20 protein-coding genes are annotated in these 17,886 nt (G+C 58.8%); 7 read left to right on the top strand and 13 right to left on the bottom strand.

Going from position 1 to position 17,886, the window contains the following annotated elements; genetic code table 11:
- Positions 1-17 precede the first annotated feature (17 nt).
- The 7 genes from AC0L8G_RS00730 to AC0L8G_RS00700 all read right to left on the bottom strand — a co-directional run bounded on the left by AC0L8G_RS00730 (position 18) and on the right by AC0L8G_RS00700 (position 7,284).
- Positions 18-599, bottom strand: a complete 582-nt coding sequence (locus AC0L8G_RS00730) for a hypothetical protein (RefSeq protein WP_473386079.1) — start codon at positions 597-599, stop codon at positions 18-20.
- Positions 592-708, bottom strand: a complete 117-nt coding sequence (locus tag AC0L8G_RS00725; protein WP_473388948.1) for a DUF444 family protein — start codon at positions 706-708, stop codon at positions 592-594. The genes AC0L8G_RS00730 and AC0L8G_RS00725 overlap by 8 nt, the downstream gene beginning before the upstream one ends.
- 1 nt (position 709) lies before the next feature.
- Positions 710-934 carry a hypothetical protein gene (locus tag AC0L8G_RS00720; RefSeq protein ID WP_473386078.1) on the bottom strand — a complete coding sequence of 75 codons (225 nt, stop codon included), beginning with the start codon at positions 932-934 and terminating at the stop codon, positions 710-712.
- A complete protein-coding gene (locus tag AC0L8G_RS00715) occupies positions 935-2,884 on the bottom strand; it encodes a PrkA family serine protein kinase (RefSeq protein WP_473386077.1) in 1,950 nt (649 codons plus the stop codon).
- A 629-nt stretch (positions 2,885-3,513) separates the two neighbouring features.
- Positions 3,514-4,179 (bottom strand): DUF6629 family protein, encoded by a 666-nt coding sequence (locus AC0L8G_RS00710; protein WP_473386076.1) that lies wholly within the window; start codon positions 4,177-4,179, stop codon positions 3,514-3,516.
- A gap of 48 nt (positions 4,180-4,227) precedes the next feature.
- Positions 4,228-5,595 (bottom strand): mechanosensitive ion channel family protein, encoded by a 1,368-nt coding sequence (locus tag AC0L8G_RS00705; RefSeq protein ID WP_473386075.1) that lies wholly within the window; start codon positions 5,593-5,595, stop codon positions 4,228-4,230.
- Positions 5,596-5,700: 105 nt separating this feature from the next.
- Positions 5,701-7,284: a lysine--tRNA ligase gene (locus tag AC0L8G_RS00700; RefSeq protein ID WP_473386074.1), complete on the bottom strand. Its 1,584-nt coding sequence runs from the start codon at positions 7,282-7,284 to the stop codon at positions 5,701-5,703.
- Between the two features lie 171 nt (positions 7,285-7,455).
- On the opposite strand from AC0L8G_RS00700, the gene AC0L8G_RS00695 reads away from it, so the two are divergent.
- Positions 7,456-7,890: a tellurite resistance TerB family protein gene (locus AC0L8G_RS00695; protein WP_473386073.1), complete on the top strand. Its 435-nt coding sequence runs from the start codon at positions 7,456-7,458 to the stop codon at positions 7,888-7,890.
- Between the two features lie 4 nt (positions 7,891-7,894).
- Here the strand turns inward: AC0L8G_RS00695 and AC0L8G_RS00690 are convergent, their stop codons facing one another.
- Complete coding sequence (locus AC0L8G_RS00690) at positions 7,895-9,256, bottom strand: SLC13 family permease (protein WP_473386072.1); 1,362 nt, start codon at positions 9,254-9,256, stop codon at positions 7,895-7,897.
- Positions 9,257-9,354: 98 nt separating this feature from the next.
- On the opposite strand from AC0L8G_RS00690, the gene AC0L8G_RS00685 reads away from it, so the two are divergent.
- From AC0L8G_RS00685 to AC0L8G_RS00675, 3 genes are read left to right on the top strand one after another with little or no spacing between them, the layout of a single operon-like run.
- A complete protein-coding gene (locus tag AC0L8G_RS00685; protein WP_473386071.1) occupies positions 9,355-10,113 on the top strand; it encodes a hypothetical protein in 759 nt (252 codons plus the stop codon).
- Between the two features lie 42 nt (positions 10,114-10,155).
- Complete coding sequence (locus AC0L8G_RS00680) at positions 10,156-10,515, top strand: DUF952 domain-containing protein (RefSeq protein ID WP_473386070.1); 360 nt, start codon at positions 10,156-10,158, stop codon at positions 10,513-10,515.
- Positions 10,512-11,570 carry a quinone-dependent dihydroorotate dehydrogenase gene (locus tag AC0L8G_RS00675; protein WP_473386069.1) on the top strand — a complete coding sequence of 353 codons (1,059 nt, stop codon included), beginning with the start codon at positions 10,512-10,514 and terminating at the stop codon, positions 11,568-11,570. Before AC0L8G_RS00680 ends, AC0L8G_RS00675 begins: the two co-directional genes overlap by 4 nt.
- 4 nt (positions 11,571-11,574) lie before the next feature.
- Here the strand turns inward: AC0L8G_RS00675 and AC0L8G_RS00670 are convergent, their stop codons facing one another.
- Positions 11,575-12,936 carry an MATE family efflux transporter gene (locus tag AC0L8G_RS00670; protein WP_473386068.1) on the bottom strand — a complete coding sequence of 454 codons (1,362 nt, stop codon included), beginning with the start codon at positions 12,934-12,936 and terminating at the stop codon, positions 11,575-11,577.
- Positions 12,937-13,001: 65 nt separating this feature from the next.
- On the opposite strand from AC0L8G_RS00670, the gene AC0L8G_RS00665 reads away from it, so the two are divergent.
- Entirely contained in the window at positions 13,002-13,700 is a 699-nt protein-coding gene (locus tag AC0L8G_RS00665; RefSeq protein WP_473386067.1) for a DUF2270 domain-containing protein, read from the top strand.
- Here the strand turns inward: AC0L8G_RS00665 and AC0L8G_RS00660 are convergent.
- From AC0L8G_RS00660 to AC0L8G_RS00650, 3 genes are all read right to left on the bottom strand, one after another.
- Complete coding sequence (locus AC0L8G_RS00660) at positions 13,697-14,341, bottom strand: pyridoxamine 5'-phosphate oxidase family protein (protein ID WP_473386066.1); 645 nt, start codon at positions 14,339-14,341, stop codon at positions 13,697-13,699. The genes AC0L8G_RS00665 and AC0L8G_RS00660 overlap by 4 nt on opposite strands.
- Positions 14,342-14,377: 36 nt before the next feature.
- Positions 14,378-14,818, bottom strand: coding sequence for a nuclear transport factor 2 family protein (locus AC0L8G_RS00655; protein ID WP_473386065.1), 441 nt, complete (start codon positions 14,816-14,818; stop codon positions 14,378-14,380).
- A gap of 109 nt (positions 14,819-14,927) precedes the next feature.
- Positions 14,928-15,185 (bottom strand): hypothetical protein, encoded by a 258-nt coding sequence (locus tag AC0L8G_RS00650; protein ID WP_473386064.1) that lies wholly within the window; start codon positions 15,183-15,185, stop codon positions 14,928-14,930.
- A 253-nt stretch (positions 15,186-15,438) separates the two neighbouring features.
- On the opposite strand from AC0L8G_RS00650, the gene AC0L8G_RS00645 reads away from it, so the two are divergent.
- A complete protein-coding gene (locus AC0L8G_RS00645; protein WP_473386063.1) occupies positions 15,439-16,002 on the top strand; it encodes a TetR/AcrR family transcriptional regulator in 564 nt (187 codons plus the stop codon).
- Here the strand turns inward: AC0L8G_RS00645 and hisI are convergent.
- Positions 15,999-16,400: a phosphoribosyl-AMP cyclohydrolase gene (gene hisI / locus AC0L8G_RS00640; protein WP_473386062.1), complete on the bottom strand. Its 402-nt coding sequence runs from the start codon at positions 16,398-16,400 to the stop codon at positions 15,999-16,001. The genes AC0L8G_RS00645 and hisI overlap by 4 nt on opposite strands.
- A gap of 112 nt (positions 16,401-16,512) precedes the next feature.
- Here hisI and cysS point away from each other — a divergent pair, with 112 nt between their 5' ends.
- A complete protein-coding gene (gene cysS, locus AC0L8G_RS00635) occupies positions 16,513-17,886 on the top strand; it encodes a cysteine--tRNA ligase (protein ID WP_473386061.1) in 1,374 nt (457 codons plus the stop codon).

Below are 17,886 nucleotides of genomic sequence, written 5' to 3'. Positions count from 1 at the left end.
GACGCTGCCAGTGGTTGTTATCGCGCTTTGTTCACGGCTATTGTTTTGGTTTTACCGATGAATTCCCCACTTCCAGGCGCAAGCGTGCATCTGCTATAGGAAACCAAATTGTGTTTTGGATAATAGATCGTGGCTACAGATTGTGTGTCTGAGGTCTGGGCCTTGTAAGGCGCTTTTCCGTCTCGCACTTGCCGAAGCAATTCTTTCTGAGAGATTTTGCCGGCCACTTTCGCAGCGCTCCAGGCGACAAAGACTTCAAGAGGAATATCGCCCCATGGATCATCGGTGCGCCATTCTTCATCTGGTTTCGTGCTTAACGTCATCTGCTCTGCCTTGCCTCGGAAAATATAGCGCGAGCAAAGCCATGCGTCTTGCGGGGCGTCGCCGTCGACGCCGGAGAAAAAGTCACGGAAAACCAATTTTCCCACATTGATGTTATCAGGAAGAGAGGACCTCGCATCCTGAACCAGAAAATCGCCGACATAGGTCTGGCGCCAATAAACCACAGCCGCAACCAAGACGATGGCGAGGCCTGTCGCCCATATAGCAACGCCAAGGGCATTTCTTTTCGGTCTATCGACGGGCGTAGCGTTATGCATCACTTCCGCCCGTAATCTGCGCCTTGGCGCGTTTCAGGAAACGCTGGCGGTTCCCAAGGGACTTGCCCTTGGGATTCTTGCGCCGGTCGATGAAGTGAAATGAGTTCATATCAGACGTCGCCCCATTCCGCTTCAACGTCGTCTTCGACGGACTGGTCGAGTTTTCGCGAAACCAGTCGCGAGAAAGCGATCATGGCCCCGAGCGCGATCAAGGCAACCCAAAATTTCTGGGTCACGAGCGTACCAATAAAGCCTGCGACCAGAATGGCGATCTCAACAAGGGTGTATAGTTGAGCGCGATCCAGTCTGGAGATTAAGTCGCGCGATCCACTCATCTACCCGGCCTTGTTGACGCGCATATACCATTCGACGAGCCGGCGGACCTGACGCGGGGTGTAGCCGCGCTCTTCCATGCGGTTTACGAAATTCTCGTGCTTGGCTTCCGTCTCTGAATCTTTCTTAGAGTCGAAAGAAATCACCGGCAGCAGGTCTTCGACCTGGGAGAACATGCGCTTTTCGATGACATTGCGCAGCTTCTCGTAAGAGGTCCATTTCGGATTGAGTCCCTCATTATTGGCGCGGGCGCGCAGGGCGAATTTTACCACCTCATTGCGGAAGTCTTTCGGGTTGGCGATGCCTGCGGGCTTTTCGATCTTCGACAGCTCTGTGTCGAGCGTGGCGCGGTCCAGCAACTGGCCCGTGTCAGCGTCCTTGAAGTCCTGGTCTTCGATCCACGCATCCGCATAAGCGATATAGCGGTCGAAAAGATTCTGACCGTATTCCGCATAGCTTTCGAGATAGGCCTTCTGGATTTCCTTGCCGATGAAGTCGGCGTAGCGCGCCGACAATTCTGACTTGATGAAGTCGAGATATTGCTTCTCGGTCTCGTCGGGATATTGCTCGCGCTTGATGAAGTTCTCGAGCACATACATCAGATGCACCGGATCGGCGGCCACTTCGTCCGTGTCGAAGTTGAAGGTTTCCGACAGGACCTTGTAGGCGAAGCGGGTCGAAATCCCGTCCATGCCTTCGTCGACGCCTGCAGCGTCGCGATATTCCTGCATGGTTTTCGCTTTCGGGTCGGTGTCTTTCAGCTTCTCGCCATCATAGACGCGAAGTTTTGAATAGAGATTGGAATTGTCATGCTCCTTGAGGCGCGTCAGCACCGAAAAGCGCGCCAGCAGGTCGAGTGTTTCCGGCGCGCAGGCGGCGTTGGAAAGCTCTGAATGGGCGAGCAGCTTTTCATAGATTTTGCGCTCTTCGGTGACGCGAAGGCAGTAAGGAACCTTGATCACATTGATGCGGTCAAGGAACGCTTCGTTGTTCTTGTTGTTGCGGAAGGCCTGCCATTCGCTTTCGTTGGAGTGGGCGAGCACGACGCCGTTGAACGGGATCGGTCCGAGCGCTTCCGTGCCCACATAGTTGCTTTCCTGCGTCGCAGTCAGCAGCGGATGCAGCACTTTGATCGGCGCTTTGAACATCTCCACGAATTCCAGCAGGCCCTGGTTCGCGCGGCACAGCCCGCCTGAATAGGAATAAGCGTCACTGTCGTCCTGGCTGAAATGTTCGAGCTTTCTGATGTCGACCTTGCCGACCAGCGCGGAAATGTCCTGATTGTTTTCGTCGCCCGGTTCGGTCTTGGCGATGGCGAGCTGGCGCAGTTTCGACGGGAAAATGCGCACGACTTCGAATTTGGAAATGTCGCCGCCGAACTCATCGAGGCGCTTGACCGCCCAAGGGCTCATCAGCTCCGTCAGACGGCGCTTTTCAACGCCGTATTTGTCGGCGAGCAGGCTTTTCAGCTCTTCGGACTGGAACAGGCCGAGCGGGCTTTCAAAGACCGGAGAAATTTCATCGCCAGCTTTGAGGACATAGACCGGATAGGTCTCCATCAGGTCCTTCAGCCGTTCAGCGAGCGAAGATTTGCCGCCGCCGACGGGCCCGAGCAGGTAAATGATCTGGCGTTTTTCTTCTAAGCCCTGCGCTGCGTGACGGAAGAAAGAGACGATGCGTTCGATCGTGTCTTCCATGCCGTAAAAGCCGTCAAACGCTTCGTAGCGGCGGATGGTGCGGTTGGAAAAGATGCGGGCGAGACGCGGATCTTTCGACGTATCAAAGAGCTGCGGTTCGCCGATGGCCTTCACCATCCGTTCGGCCGGCGCGGCGTAGAGCATCGCGTCGTCGCGTGCGGCGAGCAGATAGTCTCGCAGGCTCATCGCTTCTTGTTTCAGCTTTGTGTAGCTCTCGGAAAAGACGTCAAACACATCGAGAGATTGTTCAGTCATGATCGCACGCTCACTTCTTCACTCGCTTTCGCGGGGCCCCGCAGCCGATTGAAATTAAAAAAGGCGCTGGTCATGACCAGCGCCCCCACTCACTCTACAAAGCATCACCATCGACAATGGCGTATTCAAAATCCGGCGTCTTTCGCATCCTTGGCAACCCCTCGCTATCCATATGGTTTGCATTCAGCATGAAGCAAGAACGGATCGCCGTCTGCTTGTTCGCATTCATGTGATTGCACTCATACATCTCGCTTGCCGCCCTGTTAGCCGATGCCGCTCGCCGTTGTTCTTCCGTCCGCTCTCCGTCTTGTTCCCGTAACGCTTTTGGATAAACCCAAAACCATCGCGCCCGAGATAGCGCGAAACAAGGTTAACCAAAGGCCCCTAACATTTCGTTTCGTATTTTTTCGTGTGACGAATAATGTAACATCAAAACTGAGTCGGTGCGATAAATAAATCGCTTTTCGTGCGTTTTGCGCGCCGCCTCATTGTCGCCCCATTGCGCTCACCGGCGCCGGGGTGGTGTGGTGCGCGCTATTGGATGCTTATGCCAATGTAAGCAGGCGCCGAGCGAGGTCGTCGCGTTAGCGCTTAGAGGGTGCGACTGCCAGACCGGGTTTTACGTTGCATCAATCTTTATTGACGCTTTCCCAATGCGGGGTTGCGCCGATGCGCCGTGAGCGACGGATGTGCAGGAAGACGAGCACGCTCGCCAAAGCTGAAAAGAAGCACCAGACGGACGCCGCCGCAAAGTAAAATGCGAGCATGGTGACGATGGCGCCGACCAAGGTCGCCGCGCCGAACGCGACCACATAAAAATGGCGTGAGAGAAAGAGCGGCGCAACCACGGCGAGCAGATAGAGCGCGAGCAAGCGCCGCTCGAATTCAAGATCGGTGGCGTAGCGCAAGCCGTCGGCGACTGCAGTGACCGTGTAATGATGATTTACAAGAATATAGGCCAGCGCGCTCGACACCACGACGCCTGCCGCCAGCAATATCCATAGCGCCGGTCGCCGCCGTCTCTTCGGCTCCATCGCGATGACGCTCAAGGGAATATAGGTGGGCCAGATCACCTGCGCCAGCAGCAGATAGGCGATGGTGAGCGATATTGGCGCGGCGCCGGAATGGTTGAGATTTAACCAGATCGCGCCCTCAATCGACTGATGGACAGCGAAGATCAGCGGGATTGCTGCGAACGCCATGTCCTGGGGTTTTGGGCGCTGCGCCAGGGTCGCGACGCCGACCCCGCACAGAACGGCGGCGGCGGCAAAGCTGGCGGCGGCTGAAAAGCACATGGTTGAATGCTATCTGCGCCCGGCTGGCAGGTCGACTGATTTTGTCGCTCACTCTACCGGCGCGGCGTCAGACAACAGATCCTCGCCCGGGTCTTCGCGCCGTTCTTCTTCCACTTTTTCTTCAAGATGGGTGTCGGGCGCGACGCTTGGCGCCGCCGCAGACCTGATCGGGCGGGGTTCTTTTTTGGCGTCATCGCCCTGACGCTCCATGTGGGAGGCAGCCTCCGCCTCATTGGGGCGGGGCGGGGCGCCTGCATCGAAACGGAGCCGGTAGATCGGTTCAGGCAGCGCGAAGCCTGCTTCTTCCAGCGCCGTTTTCGCGGCGAAAATCGCAAGGCTGCGCGATTTTGCAAAATCCGCCGTTTCCTGATCAATCCAGGCGGCGAAGAAAATGACGATATTGGAATCGCCGACGATGCGAATGAAGCCCATGGGCGACGGATCCTTCAGCACGAAGTCGAAGGCTTTGATGGCGTTGACGCCGATTTCGATGGCGGCGATCGGATCATCGTCGGCGTCCACCCCAAGCTCAAAGTCGAACCGGCGTTCCGGATTGCGCGTGTAGTTGAGGATGATGGCTTTAAAGACCGTGGCGTTCGGGATGCGAAGATGGTTGCCGTCAAGGGTCATCAAAATTGTCGCTCGGGAGGTCAGGCGGATAACGCGGCCTTCCTTGTCGTCGATCACCACATGATCATTTGGACGGAAAGGCTGACGCAGGGACAGCATGATAGAGGCGATATAGTTCTCGATTGTGTCGCGGACAGCGAAGCCAACGGCGAGCCCGATAACGCCGGCTGCGCCTAAAAACGCGCCCAGCAGGGCGGTTGCGTCCAGCAGGCTAAGCGCGGCGACAGCGCCAAGAATGAAGAAAAGCGCGCGGGCGGTCGAGGCGGCGAGTTCGGCGATGAACGCATTGGGCGTCACCCAGCGCCAAAAGGCGCCCCAGGCGGTCACAAGCCAGCCAAAGGCGGCGATGGCGAGAAAGACGCAGAACGCGAAGAGGATCAGCGGCAGCGACCGCACGCCGTCACGGAGCAGGCGTTCCACCTGTCCCAGTGTCGGCGTCACCCGCGTGGAAACGGAAAGGTCGCGCTCGATTTCGTTTTCGACAGTCACAACCCCGTTAATGCGCGCGGCGATGGCTTCTGCGCGCGCGGCGGCGTCTGCGGTGGCGGTCTCGCCGGACAAGGTGACGACTCCCGCAGCGACGCTCGCTTCCACCTGCTCCAGCGTGTCGATTTCGTTGAATATGTCCGTGATGCGCGCGCTGATTTCGGAATCGCTTGCGACCGGCGGCGCCGTATCAATGACGGTCTCCGGTTCTGCGGGCTCACCCTCCTGCGCATGGGAAGGCATGACGAATAACATCGCCGCGCAGAACAAAAGCGTGAAAAGTCTTGATCCAGCGTTCATGGCGCGCATTGGCCTCCCTGTCCGCCTGCACTGTTGCATATGTGCGCGGTCAAAAAAATACGGGGGCTGACGCGGCGTTATTTCGCCGGGCAAGCGTATCAATTATTAGCGCGCCAGCGCCTCGTCGATCAGCTTCGCGGTCGCGCCGGCGCCATAGATCTTGGTGAAGGGACCCATGCGCGGACCTGCTTCCTGGCCGAAAACGACTTCATAAAGACCTTTGAACCAGTCGCGAATGTTTTCGAATTCCTGCGCCTTGCCGGCGTCGAAAACAGCGGTCTGGTAATCGTCTTCCGAGCCCGCTTCGCCGAGTTCCTTGAGGCGCGCGGATAGCATAGTGAGCGCAGCGCGCTCCTTTTCCGTCGGCGCCCGGAATTTTTTCGTCGGCTTGATGAAGCGTTCGAAATACCGCTCCGCATAGCCGATCATCGCATCCGCTGCGGCGAATTCCTGTTCCGTCGCATTCGGGCGGTATTTCTTGATGAAGCCGCGCAGCATTTCCGCATCCGCCGCGCCCGCCGCGCTGACCAGATTGAGGATCATGGCGAAGTTCACCGGCGGCATGACAGCCGGCGGCTTGCCTTGATGAATATGCCAGACCGGATTGTCGAGCGCTTTCGCGCCGTCCTGTCCGGCGTATTTCTCCAGATGGGTCCAATATTCATCGGCGGTTTTCGGGATGATGTCGAAATATAATTTCTTCGCCGATTTCGGATTCTGCCACATGTAGAGCGACAGACTTTCCGGCGAGGCGTAGGTCAGCCATTCTTCAATGGTGATGCCGTTGCCTTTGGTTTTCGAAATCTTCTTGCCCTGCTCATCGACAAACAGCTGATAGTTGAAACCCGCAGGCGGTTCGCCGCCAAGCGCCTTCACGATCCGGTTCGACAGGCGAACGGATTCAGTGAGGTCTTCCCCGGACATCTCATAGTCTACGCCCAGCGCATGCCAGCGTCCGGCCCAGTCGACTTTCCATTGCAGCTTCGAAGCGCCGCCGGTGACGGTGCTGCGTACTTTTTCACCATTCTCGTCTTCGAAAACCACTTCGCCTTTGCTCGCATCGATTTCGAGCATCGGCACATAAAGCACGCGGCCGGTGGTGGGTGAAATCGGCAGGATCGGCGAATAGCTGGCGCGGCGATCCTCGCCTAGGCTCGGTAGCATGATTTCCATCACCGCGTCATAACGCTCAAGAACGCGGATCAAGGTGTCGTCGAATTCTCCCGCGCGATAGCAGTCGGTGGAGGATTTGAATTCGTATTCAAAACCGAACTGATCGAGAAAGGCGCGCAGCTTGGCGTTGTTGTGATGGGCGAAGCTTTCATGCTCGCCCCATGGGTCCGGAACGACCGTCAGCGGCATTTGGAGGTATTTGGCGAGCATTTCCTGGTTTGGGACATGGGGAGGCGCCTTGCGCATGCCGTCCATGTCGTCGGAAAATGCAATCAGCCGGGTTTCGCGGCCGGTCAGCAATTCAAAAGCGCGGCGCACCATGGTTGTGCGCGCAACCTCGCCAAAGGTGCCGATATGGGGCGGGCCGGACGGGCCGTAGCCGGTCTCGAACACTACAGGGCCGTCCTTTTTCAGCTTCTCAAGGCGCTTGATCAGGGATTTGGCTTCCTGAAATGGCCAGCTTTTGGCCGCGGCGGCGTCTTGGGCTGAGAAGGTTTTGATCTGTAGGGCGGTCATTGAATTGCTTTCGGAAACAAAAGAAGAGCGAGGTTTAACGCGGCGGCGCTACAGGTCAATGACTGCGTAGAGGGGTGCGATTGTACGCGGTTGCCGTTTCCCCGATGCGCCGTTAGTTTCGCCGGGTCGACCCCCGGTCCCCCACCCCGATTTTTGCATAGGAGCCTTTTCATGGCTGGCAGCCTCGTCAATCTCACACCACAGGAAGCGGTAATCTATCTGATGGTCCTGACCTCCGCGTCTGACGGCGCCATCAAGGATGAGGAATTGCGGACCATTGGCCGTGTCGTGCGGTCCTTCCCGTTGTTTTCCGAGTCCGATGAGCGTGAGCTTGTCGCCATGGCCGAGGCTTGCGGCGCGCTGATGTCGTCGGAAAGCGGCTTGCACAAAGTGCTTGAGTCCGCTGCGGCGGCGCTGCCGGATCATCTCGGTGAAACAGCCTATGCTGCGGTCGTCGACGTGGTCACCGCCGATGAAAGCCTCGACGTCACCGAGATCCGGATTCTTGAACTTGTCCGGGATGCGTTGAAGGTGCCGGATGACGGCGCGGCGGCGATCGAACACGCCGCCCGCGCACGGCATATGACCTTGGACGGCGCGGCCTAGATCGTCACAACATCGCCCAGCAAACGCTGGCGACGACGAAAGCGATGATGACATTCAGCATGGCGCCCTCGCGGGCCATGTTGGCGATGGAGACGCGGCCGGTGCCATAGATGATCGCGTTTGGCGCGGTCGCCACCGGCAGCATGAAGGCGCATGTGCATGAAATGGCGGCCGGGATCATCAGCAATTCCGGCTTGACGCCTGATCCTGCGGCGACTGCGGCGAGCACCGGCATGAGCAGATTGGCCGTGGCCGTATTGGACGTCACTTCAGTCAGGAAGGTGACGGAGAGGCATAATCCCAGCATCATTAAAAATACGGGCGCTTTGGTCAGGCCTGACAGTTGATCGCCGATGAGCGCGTCGAGGCCGCTGGCGCGAAAGCCGGCGGCGATGCAGATGCCGCCGGCGAACAGCAAGAGCATGCCCCAGGGAATGTCGCTCGCGGTCTTCCAGTCTAGCAGGGCGCCGCCGCGACCATTCGGGACAAGAAACATCAAAATGACCGCGAACACCGCCACGGTGGAATCGCCAGCCGCTTCAAATCCAAGCGCGCCGGCCCAGCCGCCAAAGGGTTCGACGCGTGTAATCCAAAGCGCGATGGCGATGGCGAAGACGATCAGCGTACGCCTTTCCTCCCGGCGCCATGGGCCCGGTGATGCAAGCATGGGCGTTTTGACGTCGCCGAGATTGCGCGTCAGCCAAAGCGCCATTAACGGCACGCCAATCACGACAATCGGCACGCCGATGCGCATCCAGCGCAAAAAGGAATATTCCTCCCCAGTGGCGAGCAGGTAATTTTCAGCGAATATGAGATTTGGCGGCGTGCCGATCAATGTCGCCGTGCCGCCGAAGGACGCCGCATAGGCGATGCCCAGCAGCAAAGCGGGACCGAGTTTTGCATCATCCGTATGCGACAGGATGGCGAGGGCCATGGTGGCCAGCATCAACGTCGTGGCCGTGTTGGAAATCCACATGGACAATATGGCGGCCGCCAGCATAAAGCCGATCACCAGTCTGCGTCCTGACCCGCCAACCAGCCTGATCATATAAAGCGCAAGTCTTTCATGCGCGCCGGAGCGCTCCAGCGCCTTTGACAGCATGAATGACGCCATCAAGAGGACGATCACATAAGACCCGAGCGCGGCGGCGGCTTCGCGCTGGTCCATCACGCCCGCCAGCGGGAACAAAGCGAAGGGAACAAGCGATGTCGCCGGGATCGGCAGGGCTTCGGTGACCCACCAGAAAGCGGTGAGCGCCGTGATGGCGATGGTTGCGGTGATTTCCTGGGAAAGCCCGCCAAAATGCGCCGCAGCGCCCGCAAACAGGGCAAAGACCAGGCCGGAAATGATGCGCCGTGGATTCATAACTGCCTTTGTTCCTTGAATTGCGGCCAGATGTCCAGATTGTGAAGCTTACGGCGCGCACTATGAGTTAGTGTGTTTTTGGGGCAGGGACTTCATTTATGCGTCTGTCAGTATGCATTATTTTTGCAGCCGTGATTGTTCTTGGCGCGCCGGCGTATGCGGCGCCCGATGAAGCCGCATTCGCGTTGTTTGAGAGCGGCGATTATGAGGGCGCCGCAGAAAATGCGGCGGCGATTGGCGGCGCTGAAAATCTCGCACTTGCCGCGCGCGCCCTGAACGCCAAAGCCTATTTGCAGCGCGACAATGGCGATGCGCGCAAGCTGGCGAAGGCGGCGCTCGAATATGCCGAGGCGGCGATCAGCGCCGATGACGTGCTTGTCGAAGGGCATTTGCAGGCGGCGATCAGCCTCGCGCAGCGCGGCAGCCGCATGGCCGCTTTGCGCGCCTTCTTTTTGGGGATAGCCAGCCGCGCCCGCGATGAGCTTGATCTGGCCTTGGCGCGCGAACCGGACAATTCCTGGGCGCTTTCTAGCTCCGCCGCATGGAACCTGGAAGTTTCGCGGCGCGCCGGGGAGGGCCGTTTCGGTTCTGACCCGCAAACCGGTTACGCACAGTTCTTGAAAGCCCGGAATCTCGACCCTGACAATTTGCTGATTGCCTATGAATGTGCATTGCGCCTGCTGGCCTATGACAAGCCGGAATGGAGAGATGACGGGCTTGCTGCGCTGGAAGTCGCGTTAACGGGCGCGCCCGCCAGCGCTTTTGAGCGGGAAATGCAGTCTCGCGCGCGTGATTTCAATGCTGCGATCGCCGCCGGGCCTGAAGCAGAGCGCAAGTTTATCGACGCGCAACCCTGAACGCCACTGGACGGTTTTGGCGCGGCGCGCTAACCCGGCGCCATGGCAGAGACAAATCACCCCGAATTCGTTTACCGGCTGGCCAGCATCGCCGAATGGCGTGCGGCGCAGGAAACCGGCATCGTGCCGAAGCGTGACATCGATGTGAAAGATGGCTATGTCCACCTGTCGACGCGCGGTCAGGTGCTGGAAACCGCGCAACGGCATTTTAAAGGCGCCGATGATCTTCTCGCCTTGGAGATACCGCTGGCGCCTATTCTGGATGATGTAAAATTCGAATTGGCGCCAAAGCGCGGCGAGGCGTTTCCGCATCTTTACCGGGACTTGCGCCGCGACGATGTTACGGCCGCGGTGCCATTGCTGCGCGACGGTGAGGTGTTTTCTTTTGGAGCGCGCTCGTGAAAACGCCGATGGTTCTCGCAGATCTGGGCGCAAAGGCCGTGGGCGTTCTCGATGCGGAGGCCGCGCACCACCTTACAATCCGTATGCTGAAGGAGGGGTTCGGCCCGAAGGCGGCGGTGGAGACGCCGCGCCTTGCGATCAAGGTGGCGGGACTTTCTTTCCCGAACATGCTGGGGCTGGCGGCGGGGTTTGATAAAAACGCCGAGGCGCCGGATGCGGTGCTGGATCTCGGTTTCGGTTTTGTCGAAGTCGGTGCTGTGACGCCGCGCCCGCAACCCGGCAATCCGCGCCCGCGCGTGTTCCGGCTCCGCGCTGACGCCGGGGTGATCAATCGCTATGGGTTCAATAATGACGGGCTTGAGCGCGTCGCCGAGCGCCTGAAGGCGCGCCCGAAGCGCGGCATAGTCGGCGTCAATCTCGGGGCCAATAAGGACAGCGAAGATCGTGCGGAAGACTATGTAAAGGGCGTGCACGCGCTTGCCGGTCTGGTGGATTTTTTCACAGTCAATATTTCATCGCCCAACACGCCGGGCCTGCGCGCGCTTCAGGGCAAATCCTCGCTGGAGGAGTTGATGCGGCGCGTGCTTGCCGCCCGCAATGAAGCGGCGAGAGATACGCCGGTGTTTTTGAAAATCGCGCCGGATCTTGCTGATGAAGACAAGACCGATATCGCCGATGTTGTGTGCGCGATGAAACTCGATGCGCTGATCGTTTCCAATACGACGATTGTGCGCGCGCCCAATCTGCGCAGCGCGAGAGCGGGAGAAGCCGGCGGTCTTTCCGGCAAGCCGCTTTTCGCGCGCTCCACAGCTTTGTTGCGAGAGCTTTCCGCCGCGATTGGTGATGCGGCGCCGCTTATCGGTGTTGGCGGGGTTTCCACCGCGCGCGACGCGTATGAAAAAGTTCTCGCCGGCGCATCGTTGGTGCAGCTTTACACCGGAATGGTTTATGAGGGGCCCGGTCTTCCCTCGCGCATTCTGAAAGAGCTGCCGGGGTTTCTCGATGCGGACGGGTTTTCATCGATCTCAGACGCGGTCGGCGCAGGCCATCGCTAGGCGATCAAGAGCTGGGTTCGAATGCGCGCGAAATACGCGGCAGCCAGACCGCTAATGTCGCGGCGCGCAAGATGAAATAGATCGAAAACGCCGCCCACAGCCCGTGGTTTCCCCATTGCGCGGCGAGCCAGAGTGATGCGGGCAAGAAGATGAAGGACGAGATGATCATCGAGTTGCGCATCTCCTTCGCGCGTGTTGCGCCGATGAAAATGCCGTCGAGCTGGAAGCCAATGACGACCATGAGCGGGCTGACGACCACCCAGGGCATGTAAGTTTGCGTCGCAATGCGGATTGCGCCCGGCGGCGTAAGCAGCGCGATCAGCGCGTCGCCTGCGAGCCAATAAAATACAACAAAGGCGACCGATGCGGCGATGGCGAGAATAAACGCCTTGCGCACCGCCATGTGATAGCGGGCCTTGGCGGCGATGCGGTCGCGCGCGCCCATTGCTTGCCCGACCAGGGTTTCCGCTGCAATCGCGGTGCCGTCGAGAGCGAGTCCAGTGAAGAGAAATAATTGCAACAGCGCCTGATTGGCAGCGAGGGTCGCATCGCCAAAGGCGCCGCCGCGCTGTACGAACCATGCAAAGCAGAACGCCAGCAATAATGTCCGGATAAAGATATCGATATTGATGGATGCTGTGCGTGCGATGCGGTCGGCTTGCCAGAATTCCGCCGGGCGCCAATGCACATTCAAGCCGCCATGCTGCTTCATCATCAACAGGACTAATCCGGCGGCGGCGATGAAACCGGCGATTTCTGCGATCAGCGTGCCCGCGGCGACGCCAGCGGCGCCCCAGCCGAGGCCGACGACAAACCAGTAATCGAGACCGATATTCACCACGGTCATGAAAATGCTGGCGATCATCAGATAGTCGGTGCGCCCGCGCGCCGTCATCCAGCCAAAGGCGGCGTAGGAAGCGAGCGCAAAAGGCGCGCCCCAGATGCGAATGTCGAAATAGGTCCGCCCATGGGCGAGGGTTTCCGCGCTGGCTTCCGATCCGGTGCTGAGCAATTTGAATGACAAAAGGCCAATTGGATATTGCAAAAGCACGAGCGCCAAGCCGACTGCGGCGCCGATCATGCCGCCGCGCACCAGCGCCGCGCGCGCTTCCGCCTCATCTTCGGCGCCGGCCGCCTGTGCGGTAAGGCCCGCGACGCTCATGCGAATAAAGCCGAACGCCCAATAGGCCAGGGAGAAGATCACCGAGGCGAGGCCGACGGCTGCGATGTCGAGCGGGCGGCTCGATTGCGCCAGCGCCCAGACATCCACAGCGCCCAGCAGCGGCGTCACCGAGGCGGCGACCGAGGCCGGCCAGGCGAGGCGCAGAATATCGCGATAGGAAACGCTGTTTGAAGCCGGGCTCATTCCCTCCGCCTAATCGCTCTCGCGCGCCTTGTCACCTCAAAGCGAACAGCGGACAATAGCGGCCAATGAGAGAACAATGGGAGCAATGGGAGTCCCCGCCGGGCGGAACGGGCAATAAGCTCGACAGCTCTGAGATTGGCGCGCTCGCCCATCTTTATCGCGGCGAGGTATATCGCTCGACCATCTGGCGCACGCGGCTCGACAATACGACCAATTGGTCGGTGGTGACGCTTGGTCTGGCGCTCTCTGTCACTTATGCGGACCCGGCCGCGTCGCCATTGCCTTTGCTGCTGGTCGGCATTCTCATCACCATGTTCTTGATTTTGGAATCGCGCCGCTACCGTTTTTTCAATGTGTGGCGCGCGCGGTGCCGGTGGATCGAAACGAACTTTTACGCGCCGATGCTGCTGCGCTCATCCCGGCCGGAGCCCGGTCAGTGGCAGGATGTGCTGGCGCAGGATTATCTGACGCCGCAATATCATATCGGTTTCTGGCGGGCGATGGGCCGCCGCTTGCGCCGCAACTATATGTGGATTTTCAGTTTTCAGGCGGTGGCCTATGCGGGCAAGATCATCATTCACCCGACGCCCTTAACCACGATGGATGAATTGTTCGAGCGTATGGCGATCGGGCCGTTCTCAGGTGAGTTGATGCTGGCGCTTGGCTTCGTTTTTCACGGCTGCTGGATTGCGCTTACTGTGCGCACTTTCTTGTTGGACAAGCGCGCCCATGGCAATCGGGACGGTTTCACCGGCATGGGCTAGCGCCGGTTTGGCTCGGGTGAATTTGCGAGCTTTTCTTTCAGCGCCGCATTTTCCGCTTCGAGGCGGGCGAGCTTTTCGTGCATCGGCGCCATCGCTTCAGCTATTTCCCGCCGGGTGTATCGTTCCGTGATGTGTTGCGGGCAATTCCAGTCAAAGCCAGCAATGTCGATAAGAATCGCCCGCTCTGGTTTGGCGCGGTAGGCGGGATCGTTCAGCTCGGCCACAACGTCCGGATTGTCTTCGATATCAACAATGCGGGCGCGGCCAAACAGCTTCAACCGTCGGCGATTGGCGTAATCCATGAAGAACAGCGCGATCCGATCATTGCCGGCGAGATTGCCGACGGACAAATATTGCCGGTTGCCGCGAAAATCCGCATAGCCCAGCGTCTTTTTATCAATGACGTGAACAAAACCCTGCGGTCCGCCGCGATATTGCATATAGGGCCAGCCGGTTTCAGACACGGTCGCCTGATAAAATCCATCGCGTTCGCTGATGAAGCTTGCTTCGGCTTCGGTGAGCGCATCATTGGCGTCAGCTTCGGGCGCAAGAAATTTTCCATAGGCGTCCGCCGACCCAAAGCGCGCCTGCAAAGCGCGGACGGTGTCGGTGAAGGCGATCTGTGAATAGGCGCGGGCCATGATTTTCTCCAGTCGAATGTCGGCGAATTCCGGCGCCTAAAGGCGCCGGTCGCTTTCGGTGATGGGGGCGTCGTTAATGCTGGCGTATCGACGGCGCATCAGCCCGTCCTCGTCAAATTCCCACAGTTCATTGCCATAGCTGCGCCACCATATTCCATCGGCGTCGCGGGACTCATATTCAAAGCGCACGGCGATGCGGTTTTCCGTATGCGCCCAATATTCTTTCCTGAGTTTGTAGTCGATTTCTCCGGCCCATTTCTCGCGCAGGAAGGCGATGATTTGCTCGTGGCCCTTTAAAAAGCGGTCGCGATTTCTCCATTCGGAATCCTCAGTATAAGCAAGCGCAACGCGCTCCGGATCGCGCGTGTTCCACGCATCTTCTGCGGCCTGAACTTTAGCGCGGGCGGTTTCTTCGGTGAAAGGGGGAGAGGGGGACGCGACGACATTTTGGTTTTCCTTATTTATAGTGGTTTTCAAAGTGCGGACGGTTTTTGAGCGCGAAACAACGTTTGCTATGAAGGGGCTCCCCCGCATTGGTCGCAGAACTCAAAATTTGCCGAGCTGGATTTCATCATTGCTGGGACGATCAAGCAGTTGCTGATCCTGATGCCACGTATCCGGCCTCGCCATCGGCAATGTCGACGCCGCTCATCTCGATGCCGGGATGCTGGATGGGTGTTGCGTAAGCCGCCTTTGCGGTTGGCGCGGCGGCGGCGCGCGTTGGGAACAGCGACAGCATCGCGATTACGCCGCCCATCATCAGCAACGCAGAGATGATGCTGTAAGCGAGCGCGATGAGGTCGAGTCTGCGCAAATACAAAGTGAAGGGTGATGTCTTTCTCACGGGTCTCTCCTTTTGTTTCCGCCGATTAGGTCTGCGCTTTCGTCTGCGAAAGTACGGGTGACTGATCGGTGATTGTGAATTTAGAGAACCTTTACCGACTAGTCAATGTTGTGGGGTGTCGTTTTTCTCGAAATTGGTCGCGAAAACAGGATATCCGGGCCTATGGCGTTGTTTTTTCGCCGGAAAATAATTTGTGATTTGCACGCGTTGGCAAATGAATTACATTCACAGACCAGTTTAGGAGATTGTTGAATTGAGTGCTTCCAAGAGAGACGAGCTCGTCCAGAACGCGTTGAAAGCGTTTTATCGCGGGGGTTTTCACGCCATCGGCATGGACGCGCTGGCGAAACAGACCGGCGTGTCCAAAACTGCGATGTACAAGCATTTCCGCACCAAGGAGGATTTGATCCTCGCGACCTTGCGATTGCGCGATGAGCAGTTTCGCAATTGGCTGGTGCGCCGGATGGAGGCGTTGGGCTCGACGCCGCGCGAGCAATTGCTTGCAGCGTTCGACGCGCTGTCAGAATGGTTTCACGAGCCTGAATTCCGCTCCTGCATGTTTATCAAGGCCTCATCGGAATTTCAGGATCGCAATCACCCAATCCATGCAGCGTCGGCGGAGCACAAGCGCATGCTGCTGGTGCATTTCCAGAAGCTGGCCGCGGAGGCGGGGGCTGAAAACGCAGAAACGCTGGCGCGCCAATTATTGCTGTTGAAGGAAGGCGCCATCGTTTTGGCGCATCTGCATGACCCGAAAAAGATTGCCGTCGACGCCCGTGCGGCGGCGCAAACCCTGCTCGATGCGGCGGGAATTTAGTCTTCGCGCGTCAGCGTGTAATCGGTGTTGACGGTCCGGTAAAAACAGCTGCGCCGGCCCGTATGGCAGGCGGGCCCCGTCTGTTCCACGACAAGTTCGATAGCGTCCTGATCGCAATCTGTGCGGATCTCGACAACACGCTGAAGGTGCCCGGATGTGGCGCCCTTGCGCCAAAGCTCGCCGCGTGACCGCGACCAATACCAGGCCTCGCCTGTCTCAAGGGTCTTCGCCAGTGCGTCGGCGTTCATATAAGCGAGCATCAGCACCCGGCCGGAACCGGCGTCGCTCGCCACGACCGGCAGCAGGCCGTCGGCCCCGAATTTCGGGGCGAAGCGGGCGGTTTCCTCGATTTTTTCATCGAGACTTTTCGGGTCGGTGAAGGAAACAGGCTCAGTCATTTTGCGACCATAGCAGGCTCATGGGCGCAGGAAAGCCGGTTCTTGCCGCTTCGCTTGTTGCCAGCGCGCGGCGGCGCGGCTAGCAACACAGGCCAAGAGGAAATTCCGATCCATGGCCTTGACGATCTATGACAGCATGGCGCGCGAAAAGCGCGTTTTCGAACCCGCCGATCCGAACCGGGTGACGCTCTATGTCTGTGGACCGACCGTTTACAGCTACGCCCATATCGGCAATGCCCGCTCCGCCGTTGCGTTTGATCTGCTGTTCCGTGTCCTGCGGGCCCGCTATGGCGCGGATCATGTGGTATATGCGCGCAACATCACCGACATTGACGACAAGATCATCAAGGCGATGCGCGAAACCGGGGAGCCGATCGAGGCGATCACGGAAAAGTTCGCTGACATTTATCGCGCCGATATGGGCGCGCTTGGCGTCATACGCCCGACCCTGGAGCCGAAGGCGACAGCGCATATCGGACCGATGATCGCCATGATGGAACGGCTGATCGAAGCGGGCGCGGCCTATGCGGCGGAAGGGCATGTGCTGTTTTCCGTCGATGCGTATGGGGACTATGGCAAGCTCTCCGGGGCCGACCGTGATGAAATGCTGGCCGGCGCCCGTGTCGAAGTCGCGCCCTATAAAAAAAGTCCGGCGGATTTCGTCTTGTGGAAGCCGGCAAAAGAAGACGAACCGGGGTGGGACAGCTCATGGGGCCGCGGCCGGCCCGGCTGGCATCTTGAATGCTCGGTGATGATCGAAAGCGAGCTAGGCGAGACGATTGATATTCATGGCGGCGGACAGGATTTGCGTTTCCCCCATCATGAGAATGAAATCGCCCAATCGGCTTGCGCCCATCAGGGCGCGCCGCTCGCCCGCTATTGGATGCATAACGGGTTTTTGCGCATGGGCGCCGACAAGATGTCGAAGTCGCTGGGCAATATCGTGCTCGCTCATGATTTGTTGAGCGATTGGCATGGCGAGGTGCTTCGCTGGGCCTTGCTTTCTGCGCATTACCGCCAGCCGCTGGAGTGGACAGAAGACCTTTTGAAGCAGTCCAAAAAACAACTGGACCGGTTTTATCGCTTGCTGGAAGAAATTCCGTTTACGGATGAAGCGGGCGCGGCGCCGTCAAGCATCATGCTGGCGCTCGAAGACGATCTCAACACGCCAGAGGCCTTTGCCGGCCTGCACGAGCTGCGCGACATCGCCAGCCAGATGGAAGGCGACGCGAAGGCCAAGGCGATTTCGCGCCTGCGCGATGCGGGCCGTCTCATGGGGTTTTTCAACGAAGATCCGGCGGCGTGGTTTCAGGCAGCGAGCAGCGACGGTCCTGCGGCGGAAGAGATTGAAGCGCTGATTGTTGAGCGCGCGGCGGCGCGAAAGGCGAAAGATTTCGCCCGCTCCGACCAGATTCGCGATGACCTGGCTGCAAAAGGCGTGATTTTGGAAGATGGTCCGCAAGGCGCGACCTGGCGGCGGGGATAG

The sequence above is a fragment of the Hyphococcus sp. D3-15 genome (assembly GCF_055809375.1).
This window is presented reverse-complemented; position numbering and strand designations above follow the sequence as displayed.